Raw genomic sequence first — 17,999 nt, 5'->3', positions numbered from 1 at the left:
CGCTTCTGCTGTAATCGCGGGTTTTCGCGCACTGCGGCGCAGGCCGCCTTGCGCTTTTTGCCGGGTACCAACCGCTGTGCCCGGGCTCAACAAACCCTCAAAGACCTCCAAAGGGGTTCCCCATGAAGCGTACCTATCAAGGCTCCAAGACCCGCCGCGCCCGCACTCACGGCTTCCTCGTGCGCATGAAGACCCGTGGCGGCCGTGCCGTCATCGCTGCGCGCCGCGCCAAGGGCCGCAAGCGCCTGGCAGTCTAAGGTCTTGTCACGCCTGGCGGCGCTCCCCGCGCCGCCCATTCCGGGCTCTCGATGATCGGTCGCATCCAACGCCCGGTGGATTTCGAGCGGGTGCTCGCCCGCCCGACGCGCGCTCGCAGCGCGCACTTCGCCTTGCACCACCTGTCCGCCAGTCCGGCGCCCAGTGCCTGGGTTGCCGCGCAGTTGCGCACAGCCTCGGCGAAGTTATCAACAGGCGAATCACAGCCTGCCCACACGCTTGTGGAACAAGTGCCGCTCGCCACACCTCAGCTGCCCGACGGCTGTTGGGTGGGCATGGTCGTGCCCAAGCGGCACGCCCGTCGGTCCGTGACGCGCCAGCTCTTGAAGCGGCAGATCCGCGCCGCATTTGCGGACCGCCCCGGCATGCCGCCGGGTTTGTGGGTCGTCCGCTTGCGCTCTCCGTTCGATCGTCAGCAATTCCCCAGCGCTGCGTCGGACGCGCTGCGCCACGCCGCGCGTGCGGAACTGGCCCAGCTGCTGGACCGTGCGATGACCTCCGGGGTCCGGGCATGAGCCTGGGCGGCACCGCGCCAGCCGCGTCCGCGAGCCCGAGCTGGCCTGCCCGCGCGCTGATGGCCGCCGTCCGTGGCTACCGGCTGCTGCTGAGCCCGTGGCTGGGCAATGCCTGTCGTTTCGAGCCGACCTGCTCCCGGTATTCGCTCGCGGCGCTGGAAAGGCACGGCGCGCTGGCCGGCACCTACCTGACCGTGCATCGCATCCTGCGCTGCAACCCGTGGTGCGACGGCGGGCACGACCCGGTGCCTGACAATCCGCCGCGGCTGTTCACCCGCCTCCTGTCCCCGTCCGTCGCGCATGGCGCGGCGCCTTCCCCGTCCGAGACTTCCCATGACTGATATTCGCCGCACCGTGCTGTGGGTGGTGTTCACGATGTCCCTCGTCCTGCTGTGGGACGGCTGGCAAAAGCACAACGGGCATCCGTCGATGTTCAGCCCCACGCCCAAGAGCGTGGCCACCGCCCCGGCCGCGACGCCGGCCTCGGGCAGCGTGCCGGCAGCCACCGCCGCTGCGGGCCAGTCCGCCGCACCGGCCACGACCACCGCCGCCGCGCCGTCCGAGAAGATTACCGTGCACACCGACGTGCTGACGGTCACGGTCGACACGCTGGGCGGCGACATCGTCCGCGCCGAGCTGCCGAAGTACCTCACCTCCTACGACCCGAGCGTGACGGACCAACTGCTGCAGATGGTGGGTCTGCAGAAAAAGCCCGACTTCCAGCCCCAGCCTGTCGTGCTGTTCAACGAAGGTCAGCATTACCGTGCGCAGACCGGTCTGGTCAGCGCCCAGGGCGCGCTGCCCGCGCACAACACGCCGATGACGGCCGTGCCGGGCGACCGCGACCTCAAGGCCGGTCAGGACGAGGTCAAGCTGCGCCTGGAGTCGCCCGAGGTCGGCGGCGTCAAGCTGGTCAAGACCTTCACGTTCAAGCGTGGCGCCTACACGGTGGATGTCAAGCACGAGGTCATGAACGTCGGCACCGCGCCGGTCACGCCGCAGGTCTACCTGCAGCTGGTGCGCGACGGCAGCACCGTCACTGGCGGCGCAGCCTTCACGCCCAGCTTCACGGGCCCGGCGGTCTACAACGACAAGAACAAGTTCCAGACGATCAAGTTCGAGGACATCGACAAGGACAAGGTCGACATCGAGAAGCAGGCCGCCGATGGCTGGGTGTCGATGATCCAGCACTACTTCGCCAGCGCCTGGCTCGTCAACGAACCGGGCAACCGCGAGTTCTTCGTGCGCAAGCAGCCCAACCACCTGTACGCCACCGGCCTCGTCTTCACGCTGCCGACGCTGGCCCCCAACGCCAGCACGACGCAGAGCGCCACGCTGTTCGCCGGCCCGCAGGAGGAGAACAACCTGGCTGCGCTGGCCCCGGGCCTGGAGCGCGTCAAGGACTACGGCAAGCTGACGATCCTCGCCGAGCCGCTGTTCTGGCTGCTGGACAAGCTGCACGGCTTCATCGGCAACTGGGGCTGGACGATCGTCGCCCTCGTCGTGCTGCTGAAGATCGCGCTGTACTGGCTCAACGCCAGTGCCTACAAGTCCATGGCGCGCATGAAAGCCGTGGCACCGCGCATCAACGAGCTGAAGGAGCGCTACAAGGACAAGCCGCAGGAGATGCAGCAGGAGATGATGAAGATCTACCGCGAGGAGAAGATCAACCCCATCGGCGGCTGCCTGCCCATCTTCCTGCAGATGCCCATCTTCATGGCGTTGTACTGGGTGCTGTTGAGCACCGTGGAGATGCGCCAAGCGCCGTGGATGCTGTGGATCACCGACCTGTCGGTGCGCGACCCGTACTTCATCCTGCCGCTGCTGATGATGGCCACCAGCCTGTTCCAGGTCTGGCTCAACCCGCCCGCGGGCGACCCGGTGCAGCAGAAGATGATGTGGATCATGCCGGTCGCGTTCGGCGTCATGTTCTTCGTCTTCCCGGCCGGCCTGGTGCTGTACTGGCTGACGAACAACATCCTGTCCATCGCGCAGCAGTGGATGATCAACAAACAGCTCGGCGTGAACTGAGTCACGCCGCCGAAACGGCCCCCGCTCGCGGGGGCTTTTTTTCGTGCGCCCGGCAGGGCGCACCTACTTGGAGGTGAAAGTCCTCTACGAGCCTGGCAAGGGGAATGGTCATCCACCAGCGACTCCAGCGTCTTATTTGAACCGCCGGATGCGGAACCGAGCGCGCGGTGGTGTGACAGGGCTGAGTGAGCAATCCCTCACCCTACTCGATGCCCGGCGCCGGCGCTTCAATGGCCCGGCGGGGGGCACCACGGCCCGGCCGGCCTCACGAGAGCGCCATCCGCCGGGCCTCCCCCCGCGCCAGCGTCTCAGTTCCCCCACCAGGTCCAGAGCACGCCGTACGGGCCAGACACCATCAGCCGGCCGGCCGGCGCGACCCACAGAGGGCTACGCAGCACGTAGCGCTTGCCGGTCAGGCGCTCGGTGATCTGCAGCTGGCAGACCGCACTGAACTGGTTGGCGTGCATCGAAGCCGGCGCAATAGCGTAGGTGACCGTGGTGGAGAAGTTGCCTTGTTTGTGCGTCAACGGCACGCCGTCTCGCACCAGCCCCAGCAGCGGGTCCTGCAGATCGGCCGCACAGGTCGGCGTGCTCGGGCCCTCGAAGCGGACGATCCAGTCGTCGCTGGACCCCACGTCCACCCCGCTGCCGTCGGCGCGGCGTAGCTGGGGCTGTAGCGTGTGGGCGCAGGCCTGCACGGTTTCCAGAGGCTTGGCCTCCAGATCGAAGACGGGTTGTTGCCAGCACGGCGTGCCGACGTTGAAGGCGGTCTGCACGTCCGGCGCCACGGCATCGACCGCCAGCACCAGCTGGTAGCCGGTGAGTTGCTCGGCCCCCGCGGGCAACGGCAGCAGCGCTAGGCCATCCACTGGCGCGGCGCCAGGCGTCGGGGGAGTAGGGGGCGGCCCAGGCTCCGTCGCCGGTGGCGCCTGGCAGGCGGCCAGGTCGCCACCGCTGCCCAGTGGCCAGGGCGCGGTGCTGCCGCTCGCCTGCATGTCACCGCTGCCCCGCCTGAGCTTGGCACCGGCCTCCAGGCTCAGCTCGGCCTTCCAGCCCACGCAGTTGTGCAGGCCATCGCTGACCACCTGGCCGCTGACGCCGAAATTCGCCCGCAGGCTGGCGCTCAGTGGCGCGATGGTCTCCAGCAGGCGAAGCTGCAGGTCCGGCCCGACCTTGAGCTGCAGGCCCAGGCTAGTGGTGGCCTTGGCCGGCGCTGGCGTGCCCGTCGGCGGTTGGCTCGCAGCGCTGCTGTCGATGGCGTTGCTGGACTGCAGCTGGCCGGACGCCGGGTCGTAATGCAGTGCTACATGCGCTCGCGTCTCGCCGTCGATGACGCGCATCTCCATCTTGGCGTCGCCGCTGGCCTGTGCCTGCAGCATCACCGGCACCTCCACCTGCGCCAGCCCCAGCGTCTGCGGGATCACGTAGCGAAAGCGCGCCAGCTCCAGGCCCTTGCTGGTGCTGCCGTCAGCGGCTGTCGTCTGCAGGTGCAGTTGCAGCGTCTGCGTAAAGCTCAGGTCGCCGGTGAGGTCGAAGGTCTTGAAGCCGCTGGCGGCCGTGAAATCCAGGTCCAGGTTGAGCTTCATCGCCAGCTGGCCCTTGTAGCTGACGCCCACCGGGCCCAGCGAACCCAGCTCGGCCGCGAAGCTGGTGCTGCCCGTGGCGCTCGCCATCGGCCGCGCTAGGCCGGCCGGCGCGGGTATAGCGCTGGCGTCCTGCATGCTGGCCTTCAGGCGCAGGCTGGCGAACACCTCGCCCAGCTCCGGTGCCCGCGTGCTGAGCCGCGAGCCGGTGGCGTCCACCGCGGTAACGACGTACGCCCGCCCTGCCACGATCAGCACCTGGCCCACCTGCGCACCCGGCGCCGCACTGAACTGCAGGCCGCCGTCGATGTCGCTCTGCAGCAGCTGCGGGGTGCCGGAGGCGGTACCGAGCTCGCGCACGCCCGGCTGGTAGGTGGCCTGAACGACGGTGTCGCCGCTGGCCGATGGCGGCACGGGCACGACCAGCGCGCTGGCCGGCTGAGGTTGTGGTGTCGTCGTCGGCGGCTCGGTGCCGCCGCCACCACCACAAGCGGCGAGCAGTGCGAGCAGCAGCGCCGCTGAAGAGCGACGGATCGGAGATGAGAACGAGATGATCATGGGCGGGCCTTCATGCGGCAGCGGGCGGCACGAGGCCGCCCGGTGGGGGAGAAGCGTCGTGCGACGGTGCTCAGCTGCTGACGAGCAGCGACACGAAGCCCTTGCTGCCCAGCGACGCATTGCCGCCCGTGGGTGTGCCCTGGATGACGATGACGTAGCGCGGCGTGCCGCCGGTGCGCGTCAGGCTGTAGGCATGCATTGCATAGCTGCCCGCCGCCTTGCCGGCAGCGCTGGGCACCGCCACGTCGCCCACCACGCCGAGGCCCGTGCCGCCGGACGCCAGCGCGGCGGCCACGTCCGGTGCCGCGATCGCGAAGCTGGCCGCGCCGGTGGGCGAGAGGGTCAGCGAACCGTCGGCGTTCACCACCGCGTTGTCATTGGCCTGTGGCGTGACCTTGGCGATGTCGCCGGTAGGGGCACTGCCGGTGAACTGGCAGTCTTCGGCCGCATAGAGCCGCGTGCCGGCGGGGATGTCCGTGGCCTTGGCCAGCACCGTCGCGGTCGGCGCCACCATGACCATCATGCTCTTGGCATAGCCGCCGATGCTGGCGCCGTTCACGTCCTGACGCACTACCGAGCACTGCTGCATCAGCCGGCCATCGGCGCCCGGCGCCAGCCAGCTCAAATCAGCCGCCGGCACGATGGCGCTCTTGAGGCTGACGCTGTCGGTGCCCAGCGTGACCGTCGTCTCGCCACCGCCGAACGCGCCGCGGAAGTTCACCGAGCCCGTGGCGACCATGCCCTGCGTGGCCGACACCGAGGCCACCGTGTTGCCGCCGATGTTCAGGCCCGTGCCGTAGAGCGCGTAGACGTCGTAGCGGGCGTACGGAAAGCTGGTGGCGTTGCCGCCCGACGAGCTGCCCGAGCCGGAACCCGTGGAGCCCCCCGACCCTGCGCCGCCTCCCGACGACCCGCCGCTGCCCGAACCGGCGCCCGTGCTGCCGCCGGCGGAACCCGCACTACTGCCAGCCCCGTCACTGCCGCCGCCACAGGCCGCCAGCGCAGCCGCCACCACCAGGCCCAGTGCCAGGGTCGAAATCTTCTTCATTGCCAGTTCTCCTTCGTTGCGCAATGCGGCCCGGGCGTCATGCCGGGGCCTCCATCCGCATTCACGAGAACGGGCGCCGAAAAGCGTCACGGCCGCTGGAGCAGCCGGCTCAGTCTTCTCGTAGCAGTCCCAAGGGTGTGGCGAATCCGGACTCCGCGTCGGCATCCAGCAACTGCACACGCAGGCGCCGGGCCAGGGCGCGACTGGGTTCGTCAAGTGCCTGCCGCGCGCGCAGGTCTGCCCAAGCCTGCGCGCGAGCGGTGACGATGCTGGTGTCGTCCAGGCTCAGCACCTGCTTCCAGTGCGCGACGGCGTCTTCGACTTGCCCTTTAGCGGCGAGCCATTCGCCCTCCCGCAGCCACAGCACGGCGTGGCGCGCCGGGACCTGCGCGAAGAACTGACTCGCAACAGCCCGCCCCTGGTCGAGCAGTGCACGGGCACGACCCAGGTCGCCGACATGGATCGCCTCTGCGGCGCAGGCCTGCTGCACTCTGAGCCGAAGCGCCGGCTGCGGCGCCTGGACGTCGCTGCCCCAGCGCGCGCAGCCTTCGCGCAACGCAGCCCAATCGCCGGACTGCTGGGCCACGTCGAGCGCGGTGGCCTCCACTGTGAGGCCGAAAGCGAGCATGGCCCGGTTGGCCGGCAGGGTGGCAATACGCCGTGCCTCGTCGACGTGGGCCCGTGCCTCGTCGACATGGCCTGCCGCCATGGCCAGCAGCGCCAGATTCGCCTCACCGCGCGCAAGGATCACCACGTCAGGCCCCATCGTCTTGCGCAGCACCTGCAGGCCATGCCGGATCAGGCGATCGGCTTCTTTCGGGCGCAGCGTGAACAGCGCCAGCTGACCCACCTGATCCTCGGAGGCAGCGGTCTTCCAGTCTTCCGCGCCGCGCTGTGCGCGGTTGGCCGCCACGCCCTGCATGCCGGCCTGGTAGGCAGCTTCCATGTCCCCGCGGCCAAGATGGGCGACCAGCAGCTGCTCGTAGACAACGCCCAGCAGGTTGGGGCCGGGCAGCGGTGCCAGCAGGCGAGCTGCGGTCACCAGATGGTCGATGTCTGCAGCCCCCGGAGCGTGCAGCCGAGCGCCGAAGCCGCCGAGTGTGAGATGGGCCAGCGCAAGCCGCTGAGGATCGCGCTCCCCCAGGGCTTGATAGATCGCCAAGGCCTCGGTCGCCGCCTTGAAACCGTCTTCATAAAGGCCGGCGCTTTCCCACAGGTCGCGCTGGCCCAGCAGCGCATCCGCATAGGCGCGGCTCTGCGTACCGTGGAGTGCGCGGGCCTGGCGGACGCGTTCCTCGGCCAGCTGACGAGACAGGTCTGGCAAGCCGAGTTGCTGGGTGAGCGTGCTCAAGTCGATCAGCAGCTGCTCGCGCGCGAGCGGCTCATCGTGAAGTGAGCCCAGGACACGTCGGGCGCCGTCCTCGATCAGTTCGCGAGCCGGAAGATCGCGGTGGCGGGTGTCGGGCTGCGCTTCGCGCAGCGGGTTGAACAGCCCGGTCAGGAACTCGTACATCGCGCCCGAGCGCCGCGCCTCCTGTCGCGCCTCGCGCGCCGCGTACAGCGCCCACCCCGTCGTCCCCACCAGCGCCAGTACCGCCAGCGTGGATACGCCTACCGCCCAACGATTCCGCGCGATGAGGCGAGCCGCGCGGTAGCGCCACGATGGGGGCCGGGCGCCCACGGCCTCGCCGGCGAGGTGGCGGCGCATGTCGGCGGCGAGTGCGTCCATCGTCGCGTAGCGGCACGCCGGCTCCTTGGCCAGCGCCTTGGCTACGATGGCGTCCAGGTCGCCGCGTAGTGCCTTGCGGGTGGCGGCGTCGGTCGCTGCCGTGGACAGCAGCGGCGGCTCGGCTTCCAGCACCGCGCATTCCAATGCGTGCCGCGAGGCCGGTGCCGCGGCGGCGTAGGGGCTGGCGCCGGCGAGCAGCCGGTAGGCCAGCACGCCGAAGGCGTAGACGTCGCTGGCGATGCCCGGCTCCTCGCCGCGCACCTGTTCGGGCGACGCGTACTCAGGTGTCATCGGCCGCTGCCCCAGCTGCGTCAGCGCGGCCTCGCCGTCGGCCGAGGCCAGGCTGCGCGCGATGCCGAAGTCCAGCAGCCGCACCTGGCCGTCGTCCTGCACCATGACGTTGGCGGGCTTGATGTCCCGGTGCAGCACCAGGCGGCTGTGCGCGTACTGCAGCGCATCGGCCACCTGCAGCAGCAGGCCCACGCGCTCGCGCACGCTGGCCTGGCGGGCGTCGCACCAGGCCAGCACGTCGCGGCCCTGCACGCATTCCATCGCCAGCCAGGGCAGGCCGTTGGCGTCAACGCCGGCGTCGTACAGCCGCGCTATGCCGGCGTGCTGCAGCCGCGCTAGCAGGTCGCGTTCGCGCTTGAGGCGCTCCAGCCAGCCGGGCGCCGGGCTGTGCGGCAGCTTGAGCGCCACCTCGCGCTGGAAGTCGCCGCTGTGCGGCTGCGCGCGCCACACGCTGGCCATGCCGCCACGGCCCAGTTCCTCCACCAGTACCCAGGGGCCCACCTTCTGGGCGGCCTGCCACTGGGGCGCGTCGGCAACGGGGCCCTCGGTTCCGCCGGTCAGGCTGGCGGCCCGGCTCAGGAAGCCGGCGTCGGCCGCCGCGGCCTCGGCCTGCAGCAGCCGCTCCAGCGTCGGGCGCCAGCGTTGCTGCGCGGGCACCAAGTTGTCGAGGAACCGCTGCCGCTCGTCAGGCGGCAGTGCGAGGGCGGCATCGAGCAGCGGCTCGACGGTGAGCCAGTCGTCGGGAGAAAGTGCCAGCATGGGAGAGGGCGGCGCCGGGCGCCGCGGAGCGGGGTCAGTCGTTCAGGGAGGCCCACAGCAGCGCACGCGCCTTCTGCCAGTCGCGCTGCACGGTGCGGCGCGACTGGCCCAGCGCCTCGGCGCATTCGGTCTCTTCCAGGCCGACGAAGAAGCGCAGCTCGACGAGCCGGGCCAGGCGCGGGTCCTGGCGCTCGAGGTCTGTCAGCGCGTCGTGGATCTGCAGGTATTCGTCGTCGCGGTGGGCCAGCGTCGGCAGCTCGTCCAGCGGCACATGGGTGGCGCCGCCGCCGCGCTGCTGGGTCTGCCGGGCGCGCGCATAGTCGACGACGATGGAGCGCATCACCGTCGCCGCATAGGCCATGAAATGAGCCGGCTCCAGCGACTGCCAGCCCGGCGTGCGGGCCAGCTTGAGCCAGCCTTCGTGCACAAGGTCGGTGGTATGCAGCAGCGTCATCGGGCCGCTGCGGCGTAGCCGCTGTCGGGCCAGTTGACGCAGCTCGCGGTAGAGCTCGTCCCGCAGCGCCGGGTCCAGGGTGGGGAGCGGGGAAGAATCGATCGTGTTCACTGGCGGTGGCGGGGGATCGGGGGCGGCTGCCGGAGGTTCGACAATCCCGCCATGCTGTCTCGCCATGCCGACCCCATCGCCGCCATCGCCACCGCTCCCGGACGGGGTGCGGTCGGCATCGTCAGGGTGTCGTCACCGCAAGACCTGTCCCCATTGATCTTAGCGGTCTGCGGCCGACCGCTTCGGCCGCGCGAGGCGACCTACCTGCCGTTTCGCGATGCCTCCGGCCAGGCCATCGACCAGGGCCTGGCGCTGCACTTCCCGGCGCCGCATTCCTACACCGGCGAGCATGTGCTGGAGCTGCAGGCGCATGGCGGCGCGGTCGTCATGCAGCTGCTGCTGGCGCGGGTCATCGAGGCCGGCCAGGACGTGCGGCTCGCCGAGCCCGGCGAGTTCACGCAGCGCGCGTTTCTGAACGGCAAGCTTGATCTGGCCCAGGCCGAGGCCGTGGCGGACCTCATCGACGCCAGCACGGAGGCCGCCGCTCGCAGTGCCAGCCGCGCTTTGGGCGGGGCGCTGAGCCACGAGGTCGGCGTGCTGCGCGACCAGCTCATCCAGCTGCGCATGCTCGTTGAGGCGACGCTGGACTTCCCCGAGGAGGAGATCGACTTCCTCGAAAAGGCCGACGCCTTTGGCCGGCTGGACCGGCTGACCGCGCAACTGAGCGCCGTGCAGGACCGCACGCGCCAGGGCGCGCTGCTGCGCGACGGGCTGAAGGTCGTGCTGGCAGGTCAGCCCAACGTGGGCAAGAGTTCGCTGCTGAATGCGCTGGCCGGCGCCGAGCTGGCCATCGTCACGCCCATCCCCGGCACGACGCGCGACAAAGTCAGCCAGACCATCCAGATCGAAGGCGTGCCGCTGCACATCACCGACACGGCCGGACTGCGTGACGCCACGGCCGACGAAGTGGAGCGCATAGGCGTGTCGCGGTCGTGGGACGCGATCGCCGACGCCGACGTCGTGCTGTTCCTGCACGACCTGGGCCGCGTCGGTCAGGCTGACTATGAGGCCGAGGACGAGCGCATCCGCGCGCGGCTGGCCGGGGTGGACGCGGGCCGCGTCGTGCAGGTGTTCAACAAGACGGACCTGGGCGCCGCACCGGCGGGCGAGATCGCTTTGAGCCTGAAGACCGGCGATGGGCTGGAGACGCTGCGCCGGCGGCTGTTGCAGACGGCCGGCTGGCAGGCCGTGCCCGAGGGTTTGTTCATTGCCCGCGAGCGCCATGTGCAGGCGCTTGCCCGCACGGCCGAGCACCTGGCGTTGGCCCGTGCCATCGCCCAGCAGCGCGACGCGGCGCTGGACCTGCTGGCCGAGGAGCTGCGGCTGGCACACGACGCGCTGGGTGAGATCACCGGCGCTTTCTCAGCCGACGAGCTGCTCGGCGTCATCTTCAGCAGCTTCTGCATCGGAAAGTAAGCTGTGCGGCGCAGGTCATGATTTCGCTCGACATCTCGACGGTGCTGTTCCTCTACCAGTCGTCGTTGCTGGTGGGGGCGGCCGCCTTTCTGCTGAACCGGCGTCAGACCGGGCCGACGCGCGGGCTGGGCATGGTGTCGGCTGCGCTGGGCATCCTGGGCATCGGGGCTGCGCTGGCGAGTCTTGGCGAGCAGGCCCGGCTGCCCCGGCACCTCTGGACGCTGGCCACGCTGTGCTCCGGCCTGTGGGGGCATGCGCTGCTGGCGGCGGGGCTGGCCTGCCTGAGCCAGGGGCGTCCGCCCCGGCACTGGAAGCTGCTGTGGCTGTGGCCCGCGCCGTTCTGGCTGTTGGCGGCGCTGACACAGTTCCATTTGCACAACCCGTCGCGCGCCATCGCCTTCCATTTGAACGCGGCGGTTTGCCTGGCACTGGCCGCCTGGGTGATCTGGCGCGGCCGGCGGCTGGAGCCGCTGCCTTCGCGCGAGCCGCTCGCGCTGGTGCTGCTCGCCACGTCGCTGTCCTTCGCCGCCGGCGCGGCCGTCATCCGGTGGGTAGACGCGTTCGTGCCCTGGCTGGCGCTGGAGTTCTTCGTCCAGATCCTCGGTAATTTCTCGCTGGTCATCCTCGTCGGTGGCATGACGACCGATCGCGCCGAGGCGCATCTGCGCCGGCAGGCCTGCCTCGATCCGCTGACCGGCATCGGCAACCGCCGCTGGCTGGCGGACAGCGTGCCCGCCACGCTGAAAGTCGGCGACACGGTGCTGTGTCTGGACCTGGACCACTTCAAGCAGATCAACGACCTGCACGGGCACGCGGGGGGCGACCTGGTGCTGGTGGCTGCCGCCAACGTGCTCCGCGAGGGCCTGCGGCAAGGTGACTGCCTCGCCCGCGTGGGCGGCGAGGAGTTCGTGCTGTTTCTGCCGGAGCTGGACGAGCGTCAGGCTTTGCTCTTGGCGGAGCGGTTGCGTGCGGCCATCGAGACGCTGGCCGTGCCCTACCGCGGACAGGTAGTTGCGGTCACCGCCAGCCTCGGCATCGCGCGGTGCGGGCAGGCGGGGCAGGACTGGCAGGAACTGCACCACGCGGCCGACACGGCGCTGTACGCCGCCAAGCAGGCGGGCCGCAACCGGGTGCAGCTGGCCGGGGCGGAGAGCCGGACGACTTGAGGGGGGCGCCGGCTCGTTGGCCCGCCGTCAGCGAGCGGTCAGGCAGCCGTTACGGTTCTTTCAAATCGGCGTCGTCCGGGGCGGCCGCTGATGCGTTCCTGATGCACCGGGCCGCACAGTGGCCCCGTTGCATCACGAGGAGGACGCATGCGACGCCTTCAACACTTCAGCTTCACGGCCACCGAGATGGCCCCGCGCACGCCGGCGCTGCCGGCCAAGGCCGCCGCCGCGCCGCAGCCGCGCGACGAGATGTGGCGCTCGCGCCGCGTGCTGTCGGGCTCGGACTGGATGGAGGCCTGGGTGCGCAAGCCCGGCCCGAGATAGGTCAGTCGTCGTTGAACAGAGCGTCGGCCACGACCAGTCCCTCGCCCACCGTCACGCCGAACAGGCTGCCGGACAGCGGCTGGGCCATCAGCTCGGCGGTGCTCAGGCCCGCGCGGGCGGTGGTGACGAACAGCTGGTCGCCGTTCGGGCCGCCGAGCGCCGGGCACGTGGGGTTGCTGACAGGCACCGGGTAGCGGCCTAGCAGCCGGCCATCCGGCGCATAGCGAGCAATGGCGGCGTTGCCCCATTCGGCGTTCCACAGGCAGCCCTTGGCGTCGATGATGGAGCCGTCGGGCGAGCAGCCGTCGAAGTCCTTCTTCACGAACAGCCGCGGCTCCGAGACGCGCGCCGTCGCGGCGTCGTAGTCGCAGACGAGGATACGCGGGTGCATCGTGTCGCAGTAGTACATGCGCCGGCCGTCCAGGCTGAAGCAGACGCTGTTGGCGATGGCAACGCCATCCAGCGGCAGGCGGCGCAGGCCGTGGGCGGTGGAGTACTGGTAGAAGCTGCCGATGGGCTGGCGCGGGTCGCCTTCGTCCAGCGTGCCGAAGACGAAGTTGCCGCTTCGGTCGCAGCGGCCGTCGTTGGCGCGCGTGGTGGGCAGGTGGGCCTCGAGCGGCGCCAGCTCCTCGGGCTGCACTTCGAAGCTGCCGGTGGCCTGCAGGTCCGGGATGCGCAGCCGCGCGACGCGCTTGGCCAGCGCCAGCAGCAGTGCGCCGGAGCGGCAGTGTGTGAAACAACCCACGCGCTCCGCAAAGCGCAGCACCAGCGTCGTGCTGGCGCCGGGCGTCCACGCGTTGACGGTGCGGCCTTCGATGTCCGTCCACCACCAGCGGCCGCTGGGTGCGTGCCATTGCAGGCCTTCGCCGAGCGTGGCGGACTGGGTGAGCGCGGGGGTCAGCGTGGGCAGGGCGGTGTCAGGCGTCATGGGCGGTGTCTTCCAGGCGGGCCAGCTGCGAGCGGGCCTGCTTGCGGGCGATGGCTGCGGCGTGGCGGCGCCGCTCTTCGGGGGTGAAGGGACGCAGCGGCGGCACGGGCACGGGCTTGTTGTCGTCGCCCACAGCCACCATCGTGAAGTAGCAGCTGTTGACGTGCCGCGTCTCCTGCGTTCGGATGTTCTGCGCAACGACCTTGATGCCCACTTCCATCGACGACGTGCCGGTGTGGTTCACGCTGGCCAGGAAGGTCACCAGCTCGCCGACGTGGATGGGCTGGCGGAAGATGACGCGGTCCACCGACAGCGTGACGACATAGCGCCCCGCGTAGCGGCTGCCGCAGGCGTAGGCGACCTGGTCCAGCAGCTTCAGCAGGTTGCCGCCGTGGACGTTGCCGGCGAAGTTGGCGGTGTCCGGCGTCATCAGCACCGTCATCGTCAGTTGGTGGGCGGGCAGGTCCATGGCATCACCGTGTCAGCGAAAGACGTGGATTGTCGTGCTGCGGAAAACTTCGCCCGGCCGCAGCACGGTCGTCGGCCAGTCGGTGCTGGCCGCGTGGTGCGGAGAGTCCGGGTGGTGCTGGGTCTCCAGGCACAGGCCATCACCCTGGCGGTAGATGCGCCCGCCGGGGCCGGCCAGGCTGCCGTCAAGGAAGTTGCCGGAATAGAACTGCACGGCCGGCTCGGTGGTGAGCACGTCCATGCTGCGGCCCGACAGCGGGTCCTGCAGCGTCGCGGCCGCGCGCAGGCCGTCGGCATCGGGCGCGCCGTCGAGCAGCCAGTTATGGTCGTAGCCCTTGGCGAGCAGCAGCTGCGGGTGCGCGCGGCGGATGCGTTCGCCGATGCGCGTCGCGTTGCGGAAGTCGAACGGCGTGCCGTCGACAGGCGCGTGCCGCTGCGGGATTAGGTACTTGTCGACCTCGCTGTAGCGGGACGCCGGCAGCGTCAGCCGGTGGTCCAGCACGCTGCCGTCGCCGGCGAGGTTGAAGTAGTCGTGGTGCGTCAGGTTGACGACGGTGGCGCGGTCGGTCGTCGCGTCGTAGTCGATGCGCCAGGCGTTGCGCGTGGCGCTGACCGCGTAGCGCACCGTCACGCGCAGCTCGCCGGGGAAGCCCTGGTCCCCCTGCGGGCTGGACAGGTGCAGACGCAGCGCCTGGGCCTCGCCGGGCAGGGGCTCGACGGGCTCGGCCTGCCAGAGTCGGTGGCCGAAGCCCTCGACACCGCCGTGCAGGCAGTTGGGGCCATCGTTGCGGCTGAGTGTGTGCGTGTGGCCGTCCAGCTCGAAGCTCGCGCCGGCGATGCGGTTGCCGTAGCGGCCGACGATGATGCCGAAGGACGGGTTGCGGTGGACGTAGTCGTCCAGGTTGTCGAAGCCCAGCACGACGTTGCCGCTGGCGCCATGCGCATCCGGCACCCACAGACCGGTGACGATGCCGCCCAGCGTGATCGCGGTCAGCTGCAGGCCCAGGCCGTTGCTCAGCGTGTATTCATGGACGGCCCGGCCGTCGGGCAGGCGGCCGTATTCGCGGCAGGCCGGCGTCATGCCGGCTCCTGAACGCGAGGGCATGGCACGGCGCGAGTCATCAGGGGCGGTCTCCGGTGGGGGGCCGGTCGGCCGTCGTGGCCGCCGAGTGCGCGCCATTATTAGTCATACTTTTTTGCGTGCAACCACGCGTGGTGACGGGTTTACCCCAATCTTCAGTCTCAAATAGTCATACTTTAATGAGCAGCCATTGCCGGCGCTGCCTGCCGGTGCGCGCCGTCGCCGGCGCGGTCATTCCAAACGCCCACGAGACAAGGGACCGCCCATGAGCGCCTCCACCGCCTCCCGCCCGACCCGCCCGTACCGCGGTGTCTTCCCGGTCGTGCCGACCATCTTCCACGCCGACGGCGGCCTGGATCTGGCCGGCCAGCTGCGCTGCATCGACTTCATGATTGACGCCGGCTCCACGGGCCTGTGCATCCTCGCCAACTTCTCCGAGCAGTTCGTGCTGTCGGACGCCGAGCGCGAGACGCTGACGCGGGCCATCCTGGAACACGTCGCCGGCCGCGTGCCTGTCATCGTCACGACGACGCACTACGCGACGCAGATCTGCATCGAGCGCAGCCGGCTCGCGCAAGAACTCGGCGCGGCGATGGTCATGGTGATGCCGCCGTATCACGGGGCCACGTTCCGCGTGTCCGAAGGGCAGATCGAGAGCTTCTACCAGCGGCTGTCGGACGCCATCGACATCCCCATCATGATCCAGGACGCGCCCGTGGCCGGCACGCCGCTGTCGGTGCCGCTGCTGGCGCGCATGGCACAGAACATCGCCAACGTGAAGTACTTCAAGCTGGAGATGCCGCAGGCCGCCAGCAAGATGCGCGAGCTGATCCGCGTGGGCGGCGCCGCCATCGAGGGACCGTGGGACGGCGAGGAGGCCATCACGCTGCTGGCAGACCTGGACGCCGGTGCGACCGGCGCGATGACCGGCGGCGGCTATCCCGACGGCATCCGCAAGATCGTCGACGCATATCACGCCGGTGACCGCGAGACCGCCGTGCTGGAGTACGGCCGCTGGCTGCCGCTGATCAACTACGAGAACCGCCAGGGCGGCATCCTGACCGCCAAGGCGCTGATGAAGGAAGGTGGCGTCATCAAGAGCGACGCGCCGCGCCACCCCTTCCCCGAGATGAGCCCCGAGGTGCGCGCCGGCCTGCTGGACGCCGCCCGCCGGCTGGACCCGCTCGTCCTGCGCTGGGGTCGATAGACGACCCTCTACCGGCTTCGCCGGCCCCCTCAAGGGGCGTCGCCGATGGCCCGGCCAAGCCGGTTCCATGGCGGCCGCGCGAGGACCGGCGCCGCTGCGCCGGGCTCCCACATCCTTGTCACCCACGTTGTCTGCAAGGCCTTCACCATGCGCCTCATTGCCTCCCTCCTGCTCGCGCTGCCCGCCCTGGCCCAGGCTCTCAGCAGCCCCGATGGCCAGTTGCAGGTCGACGTGACCGTCAACGCCGACCAGCAGCTCGTCTACACGGTGCAGCGCGCCGGCCAGCCGGTGCTGCTGGCCTCGCGGCTGGGGCTGGTGCTGGCCGAAGCCGACTTCTCCACCGGCCTCAAGCTCGTGGCCACCTCGTCCGTGGCGCCGCACCGCGAGCACTACCGGCTGGTCACCGGCAAGCGCAGCAGCGTGGACGTGCGCGCCAACGAGCAGCGCTTCACCGTCGCCAACGCTGCTGGCCAGGAACTGGTGCTGACTCTGCGCGCCGCCAATGACGGCGTGGGACTGCGCTACACGGTGCCGGGGGCCGGCGCCAAGCACTTCAAGGAGGAGCTGACGAGCTTCGCCTTCGCGCCCGAGGCGCGGGCCTGGTTGCAGCCGATGTCCGTCGCCAAGACCGGCTGGAAGCGCACCAACCCGTCGTACGAGGAGCACTACCAGGTGGACATCCCCGTCGGCACGCCGGCGCCGTCGCATGCAGGCTGGGTCTTCCCGGCGCTGTTCCGCAGCGGCGCGAACTGGGTGGCGCTGACCGAGGCCGGCATGGACGGCCGCTTCCACGCATCGCGCCTGCAGGCCGACTCGACCCGCGGCATCTACCGCATCGGCGTGCCGGAGGCGAGCGAGGTCTTCACCGGCGGGGGCCTGCTGGCTGAAGGCGACGGCCCGCTGACGACGCCCTGGCGCGTGCTGGCGATCGGCCCGCTGAAGACGGTCATGGAGTCCACGCTCGGCACCGACTTCGCGCCGCCCGCGGCTGCCGCCGTCGACTGGCGCTGGGTGAAGCCCGGCGCCGCCTCATGGAGCTGGGCGATCCTGAAGGACGATGGCACCGTCTTCGACGTGCAGAAGCGCTTCATCGACTACGCTGCCGACATGCGCTGGCCCTACACGCTGGTGGATGCCGACTGGGATCAGAAGATCGGCGACGCGAAGATGAAGGAACTGGCGACCTACGCCAAGTCCAAGGGCGTGTCGCTGCTGGCCTGGTACAACTCCTCGGGCGACTGGAACGAGACGCCCTATACGCCCAAGAGCGCGCTGCTGACGCCGGCCGACCGCGCGCGCGAGTTCGCACGGCTCAAGGCCATCGGCGTCGCCGGCATGAAGATCGACTTCTTCGGCGGCGACGGTGCCTCCATGCAGGCCTACTACCTGGACCTGCTGAAGGAAACCGCAGCCGCCGGCCTGCTGCTGAACTTCCACGGCGCGACGCTGCCGCGCGGATGGGCCCGCACCTATCCGAACCTGCTGACGACCGAGGCCGTGAAGGGCTTCGAGTTCACCACCTTCAGCCAGGGCGACCAGGACCAGGTCGCCCGCCACGCCGCGATGCTGCCGTTCGCGCGCAATCTGTTCGACCCCATGGACTTCACGCCCATGGTGTTCGCCGACATCCCCAACATCAAGCGCGCCACGCGCAACGGCCTGGAGCTGGCCGAGGCGGTGATCTTCTTGTCGGGCATCCAGCACTACGCCGAGACGCCTGACGGCATGGCCACTGTGCCGGCCGCCGTGAAGCAGCTGCTGCGCGAGCTGCCGAGGCAGTGGGACGAGGTGCGCTTTCTCGACGGCGAGCCTGGCAAGTTCGTCGTGCTGGCCCGGCGCGCCGGCAAGCAATGGTTCATCGCCGGACTCAACGGCGAGGACACCCCGCGCGAGCTGACGCTGGACCTCGGCTGGCTGGGCCGGCGCGCGGGCCAGCTCATCACTGACGGCGACGGCCCGCGGGACTTCGCCGTGCAGCGCATCGCCGGTCCCACCGCGCGACTGACGCTGGCGCCCCGCGGCGGTTTCGTGGCCCGCTGGCGCTGATGCTCACG

The 17,999-nt window shown here is 70.1% G+C and carries 16 protein-coding genes; 9 read left to right on the top strand and 7 right to left on the bottom strand.

Annotation, left to right across the window (positions count from 1 at the left end; all coding sequences use genetic code 11):
• Positions 1–122 precede the first annotated feature (122 nt).
• From rpmH to yidC, 4 genes are read left to right on the top strand one after another with little or no spacing between them, the layout of a single operon-like run.
• Positions 123–257: a 50S ribosomal protein L34 gene (gene rpmH, locus LXT13_RS13575; protein ID WP_058937081.1), complete on the top strand. Its 135-nt coding sequence runs from the start codon at positions 123–125 to the stop codon at positions 255–257.
• 51 nt (positions 258–308) lie between these two features.
• Positions 309–791, top strand: coding sequence for a ribonuclease P protein component (locus tag LXT13_RS13570; RefSeq protein WP_233372460.1), 483 nt, complete (start codon positions 309–311; stop codon positions 789–791).
• Positions 788–1,132: a membrane protein insertion efficiency factor YidD gene (yidD, locus tag LXT13_RS13565; RefSeq protein WP_419964675.1), complete on the top strand. Its 345-nt coding sequence runs from the start codon at positions 788–790 to the stop codon at positions 1,130–1,132. Before LXT13_RS13570 ends, yidD begins: the two co-directional genes overlap by 4 nt.
• Positions 1,125–2,822: a membrane protein insertase YidC gene (gene yidC / locus LXT13_RS13560; RefSeq protein ID WP_233372459.1), complete on the top strand. Its 1,698-nt coding sequence runs from the start codon at positions 1,125–1,127 to the stop codon at positions 2,820–2,822. The genes yidD and yidC overlap by 8 nt, the downstream gene beginning before the upstream one ends.
• Positions 2,823–3,130: 308 nt before the next feature.
• Here yidC and LXT13_RS13555 read toward each other — a convergent pair whose 3' ends face one another.
• From LXT13_RS13555 to LXT13_RS13540, 4 genes are all read right to left on the bottom strand, one after another.
• On the bottom strand, positions 3,131–4,963 hold the full coding sequence (locus tag LXT13_RS13555) for a hypothetical protein (RefSeq protein WP_233372458.1): 1,833 nt from the start codon (positions 4,961–4,963) through the stop codon (positions 3,131–3,133).
• A 70-nt stretch (positions 4,964–5,033) separates the two neighbouring features.
• Positions 5,034–6,011, bottom strand: a complete 978-nt coding sequence (locus LXT13_RS13550; RefSeq protein WP_233372457.1) for a hypothetical protein — start codon at positions 6,009–6,011, stop codon at positions 5,034–5,036.
• 109 nt (positions 6,012–6,120) lie between these two features.
• Positions 6,121–8,790, bottom strand: coding sequence for a serine/threonine-protein kinase (locus LXT13_RS13545; protein ID WP_233372456.1), 2,670 nt, complete (start codon positions 8,788–8,790; stop codon positions 6,121–6,123).
• A 34-nt stretch (positions 8,791–8,824) separates the two neighbouring features.
• On the bottom strand, positions 8,825–9,355 hold the full coding sequence (locus tag LXT13_RS13540; protein WP_233372455.1) for an ECF-type sigma factor: 531 nt from the start codon (positions 9,353–9,355) through the stop codon (positions 8,825–8,827).
• Positions 9,356–9,406: 51 nt separating this feature from the next.
• On the opposite strand from LXT13_RS13540, the gene mnmE reads away from it, so the two are divergent.
• The 3 genes from mnmE to LXT13_RS13525 all read left to right on the top strand — a co-directional run bounded on the left by mnmE (position 9,407) and on the right by LXT13_RS13525 (position 12,261).
• On the top strand, positions 9,407–10,771 hold the full coding sequence (gene mnmE / locus LXT13_RS13535) for a tRNA uridine-5-carboxymethylaminomethyl(34) synthesis GTPase MnmE (RefSeq protein WP_233372454.1): 1,365 nt from the start codon (positions 9,407–9,409) through the stop codon (positions 10,769–10,771).
• 17 nt (positions 10,772–10,788) lie between these two features.
• Positions 10,789–11,937 (top strand): GGDEF domain-containing protein, encoded by a 1,149-nt coding sequence (locus LXT13_RS13530; RefSeq protein WP_233372453.1) that lies wholly within the window; start codon positions 10,789–10,791, stop codon positions 11,935–11,937.
• Between the two features lie 147 nt (positions 11,938–12,084).
• Positions 12,085–12,261 carry a hypothetical protein gene (locus LXT13_RS13525; protein ID WP_233372452.1) on the top strand — a complete coding sequence of 59 codons (177 nt, stop codon included), beginning with the start codon at positions 12,085–12,087 and terminating at the stop codon, positions 12,259–12,261.
• A gap of 1 nt (position 12,262) precedes the next feature.
• Here LXT13_RS13525 and LXT13_RS13520 read toward each other — a convergent pair whose 3' ends face one another.
• From LXT13_RS13520 to LXT13_RS13510, 3 genes are read right to left on the bottom strand one after another with little or no spacing between them, the layout of a single operon-like run.
• Positions 12,263–13,189, bottom strand: coding sequence for an SMP-30/gluconolactonase/LRE family protein (locus LXT13_RS13520; RefSeq protein WP_233372451.1), 927 nt, complete (start codon positions 13,187–13,189; stop codon positions 12,263–12,265).
• The gene (locus tag LXT13_RS13515; RefSeq protein WP_233372450.1) at positions 13,179–13,658 is read right to left on the bottom strand and encodes an acyl-CoA thioesterase; all 480 of its coding nucleotides are present in this window, start codon (positions 13,656–13,658) and stop codon (positions 13,179–13,181) included. Before LXT13_RS13515 ends, LXT13_RS13520 begins: the two co-directional genes overlap by 11 nt.
• Positions 13,659–13,670: 12 nt before the next feature.
• Positions 13,671–14,738, bottom strand: coding sequence for an aldose epimerase family protein (locus tag LXT13_RS13510; protein WP_233372449.1), 1,068 nt, complete (start codon positions 14,736–14,738; stop codon positions 13,671–13,673).
• Between the two features lie 265 nt (positions 14,739–15,003).
• Here LXT13_RS13510 and LXT13_RS13505 point away from each other — a divergent pair, with 265 nt between their 5' ends.
• Both LXT13_RS13505 and LXT13_RS13500 read left to right on the top strand, forming a co-directional pair.
• Positions 15,004–15,945, top strand: a complete 942-nt coding sequence (locus LXT13_RS13505; RefSeq protein WP_233372448.1) for a dihydrodipicolinate synthase family protein — start codon at positions 15,004–15,006, stop codon at positions 15,943–15,945.
• Positions 15,946–16,092: 147 nt separating this feature from the next.
• A complete protein-coding gene (locus tag LXT13_RS13500; protein ID WP_233372447.1) occupies positions 16,093–17,991 on the top strand; it encodes a glycoside hydrolase family 97 protein in 1,899 nt (632 codons plus the stop codon).
• Positions 17,992–17,999 lie beyond the last annotated feature (8 nt).

The organism is Pelomonas cellulosilytica (assembly GCF_021353265.1).
GTDB classification, from domain to species: Bacteria; Pseudomonadota; Gammaproteobacteria; order Burkholderiales; family Burkholderiaceae_C; genus Pelomonas; species Pelomonas cellulosilytica.
Note: the sequence above shows the minus strand (reverse complement) of the source record. Positions and strands in the feature narration are given on the sequence as shown.

Bases quoted from the DNA above. Each gene is read 5' to 3' on its own strand.
- LXT13_RS13500 (WP_233372447.1), top strand. From the start codon at position 16,093: ATGCGCCTCATTGCCTCCCTCCTGCTCGCGCTGCCCGCCCTGGCCCAG.
- LXT13_RS13505 (WP_233372448.1), top strand. From the start codon at position 15,004: ATGAGCGCCTCCACCGCCTCCCGCCCGACCCGCCCGTACCGCGGTGTC.
- LXT13_RS13555 (WP_233372458.1), bottom strand. From the start codon at position 4,963: ATGATCATCTCGTTCTCATCTCCGATCCGTCGCTCTTCAGCGGCGCTG.
- LXT13_RS13545 (WP_233372456.1), bottom strand. From the start codon at position 8,790: ATGCTGGCACTTTCTCCCGACGACTGGCTCACCGTCGAGCCGCTGCTC.
- mnmE (WP_233372454.1), top strand. From the start codon at position 9,407: ATGCTGTCTCGCCATGCCGACCCCATCGCCGCCATCGCCACCGCTCCC.
- LXT13_RS13510 (WP_233372449.1), bottom strand. From the start codon at position 14,738: ATGACGCCGGCCTGCCGCGAATACGGCCGCCTGCCCGACGGCCGGGCC.
- LXT13_RS13520 (WP_233372451.1), bottom strand. From the start codon at position 13,189: ATGACGCCTGACACCGCCCTGCCCACGCTGACCCCCGCGCTCACCCAG.
- LXT13_RS13515 (WP_233372450.1), bottom strand. From the start codon at position 13,658: ATGGACCTGCCCGCCCACCAACTGACGATGACGGTGCTGATGACGCCG.
- yidD (WP_419964675.1), top strand. From the start codon at position 788: ATGAGCCTGGGCGGCACCGCGCCAGCCGCGTCCGCGAGCCCGAGCTGG.
- LXT13_RS13530 (WP_233372453.1), top strand. From the start codon at position 10,789: ATGATTTCGCTCGACATCTCGACGGTGCTGTTCCTCTACCAGTCGTCG.
- LXT13_RS13570 (WP_233372460.1), top strand. From the start codon at position 309: ATGATCGGTCGCATCCAACGCCCGGTGGATTTCGAGCGGGTGCTCGCC.
- yidC (WP_233372459.1), top strand. From the start codon at position 1,125: ATGACTGATATTCGCCGCACCGTGCTGTGGGTGGTGTTCACGATGTCC.
- rpmH (WP_058937081.1), top strand. From the start codon at position 123: ATGAAGCGTACCTATCAAGGCTCCAAGACCCGCCGCGCCCGCACTCAC.
- LXT13_RS13550 (WP_233372457.1), bottom strand. From the start codon at position 6,011: ATGAAGAAGATTTCGACCCTGGCACTGGGCCTGGTGGTGGCGGCTGCG.
- LXT13_RS13525 (WP_233372452.1), top strand. From the start codon at position 12,085: ATGCGACGCCTTCAACACTTCAGCTTCACGGCCACCGAGATGGCCCCG.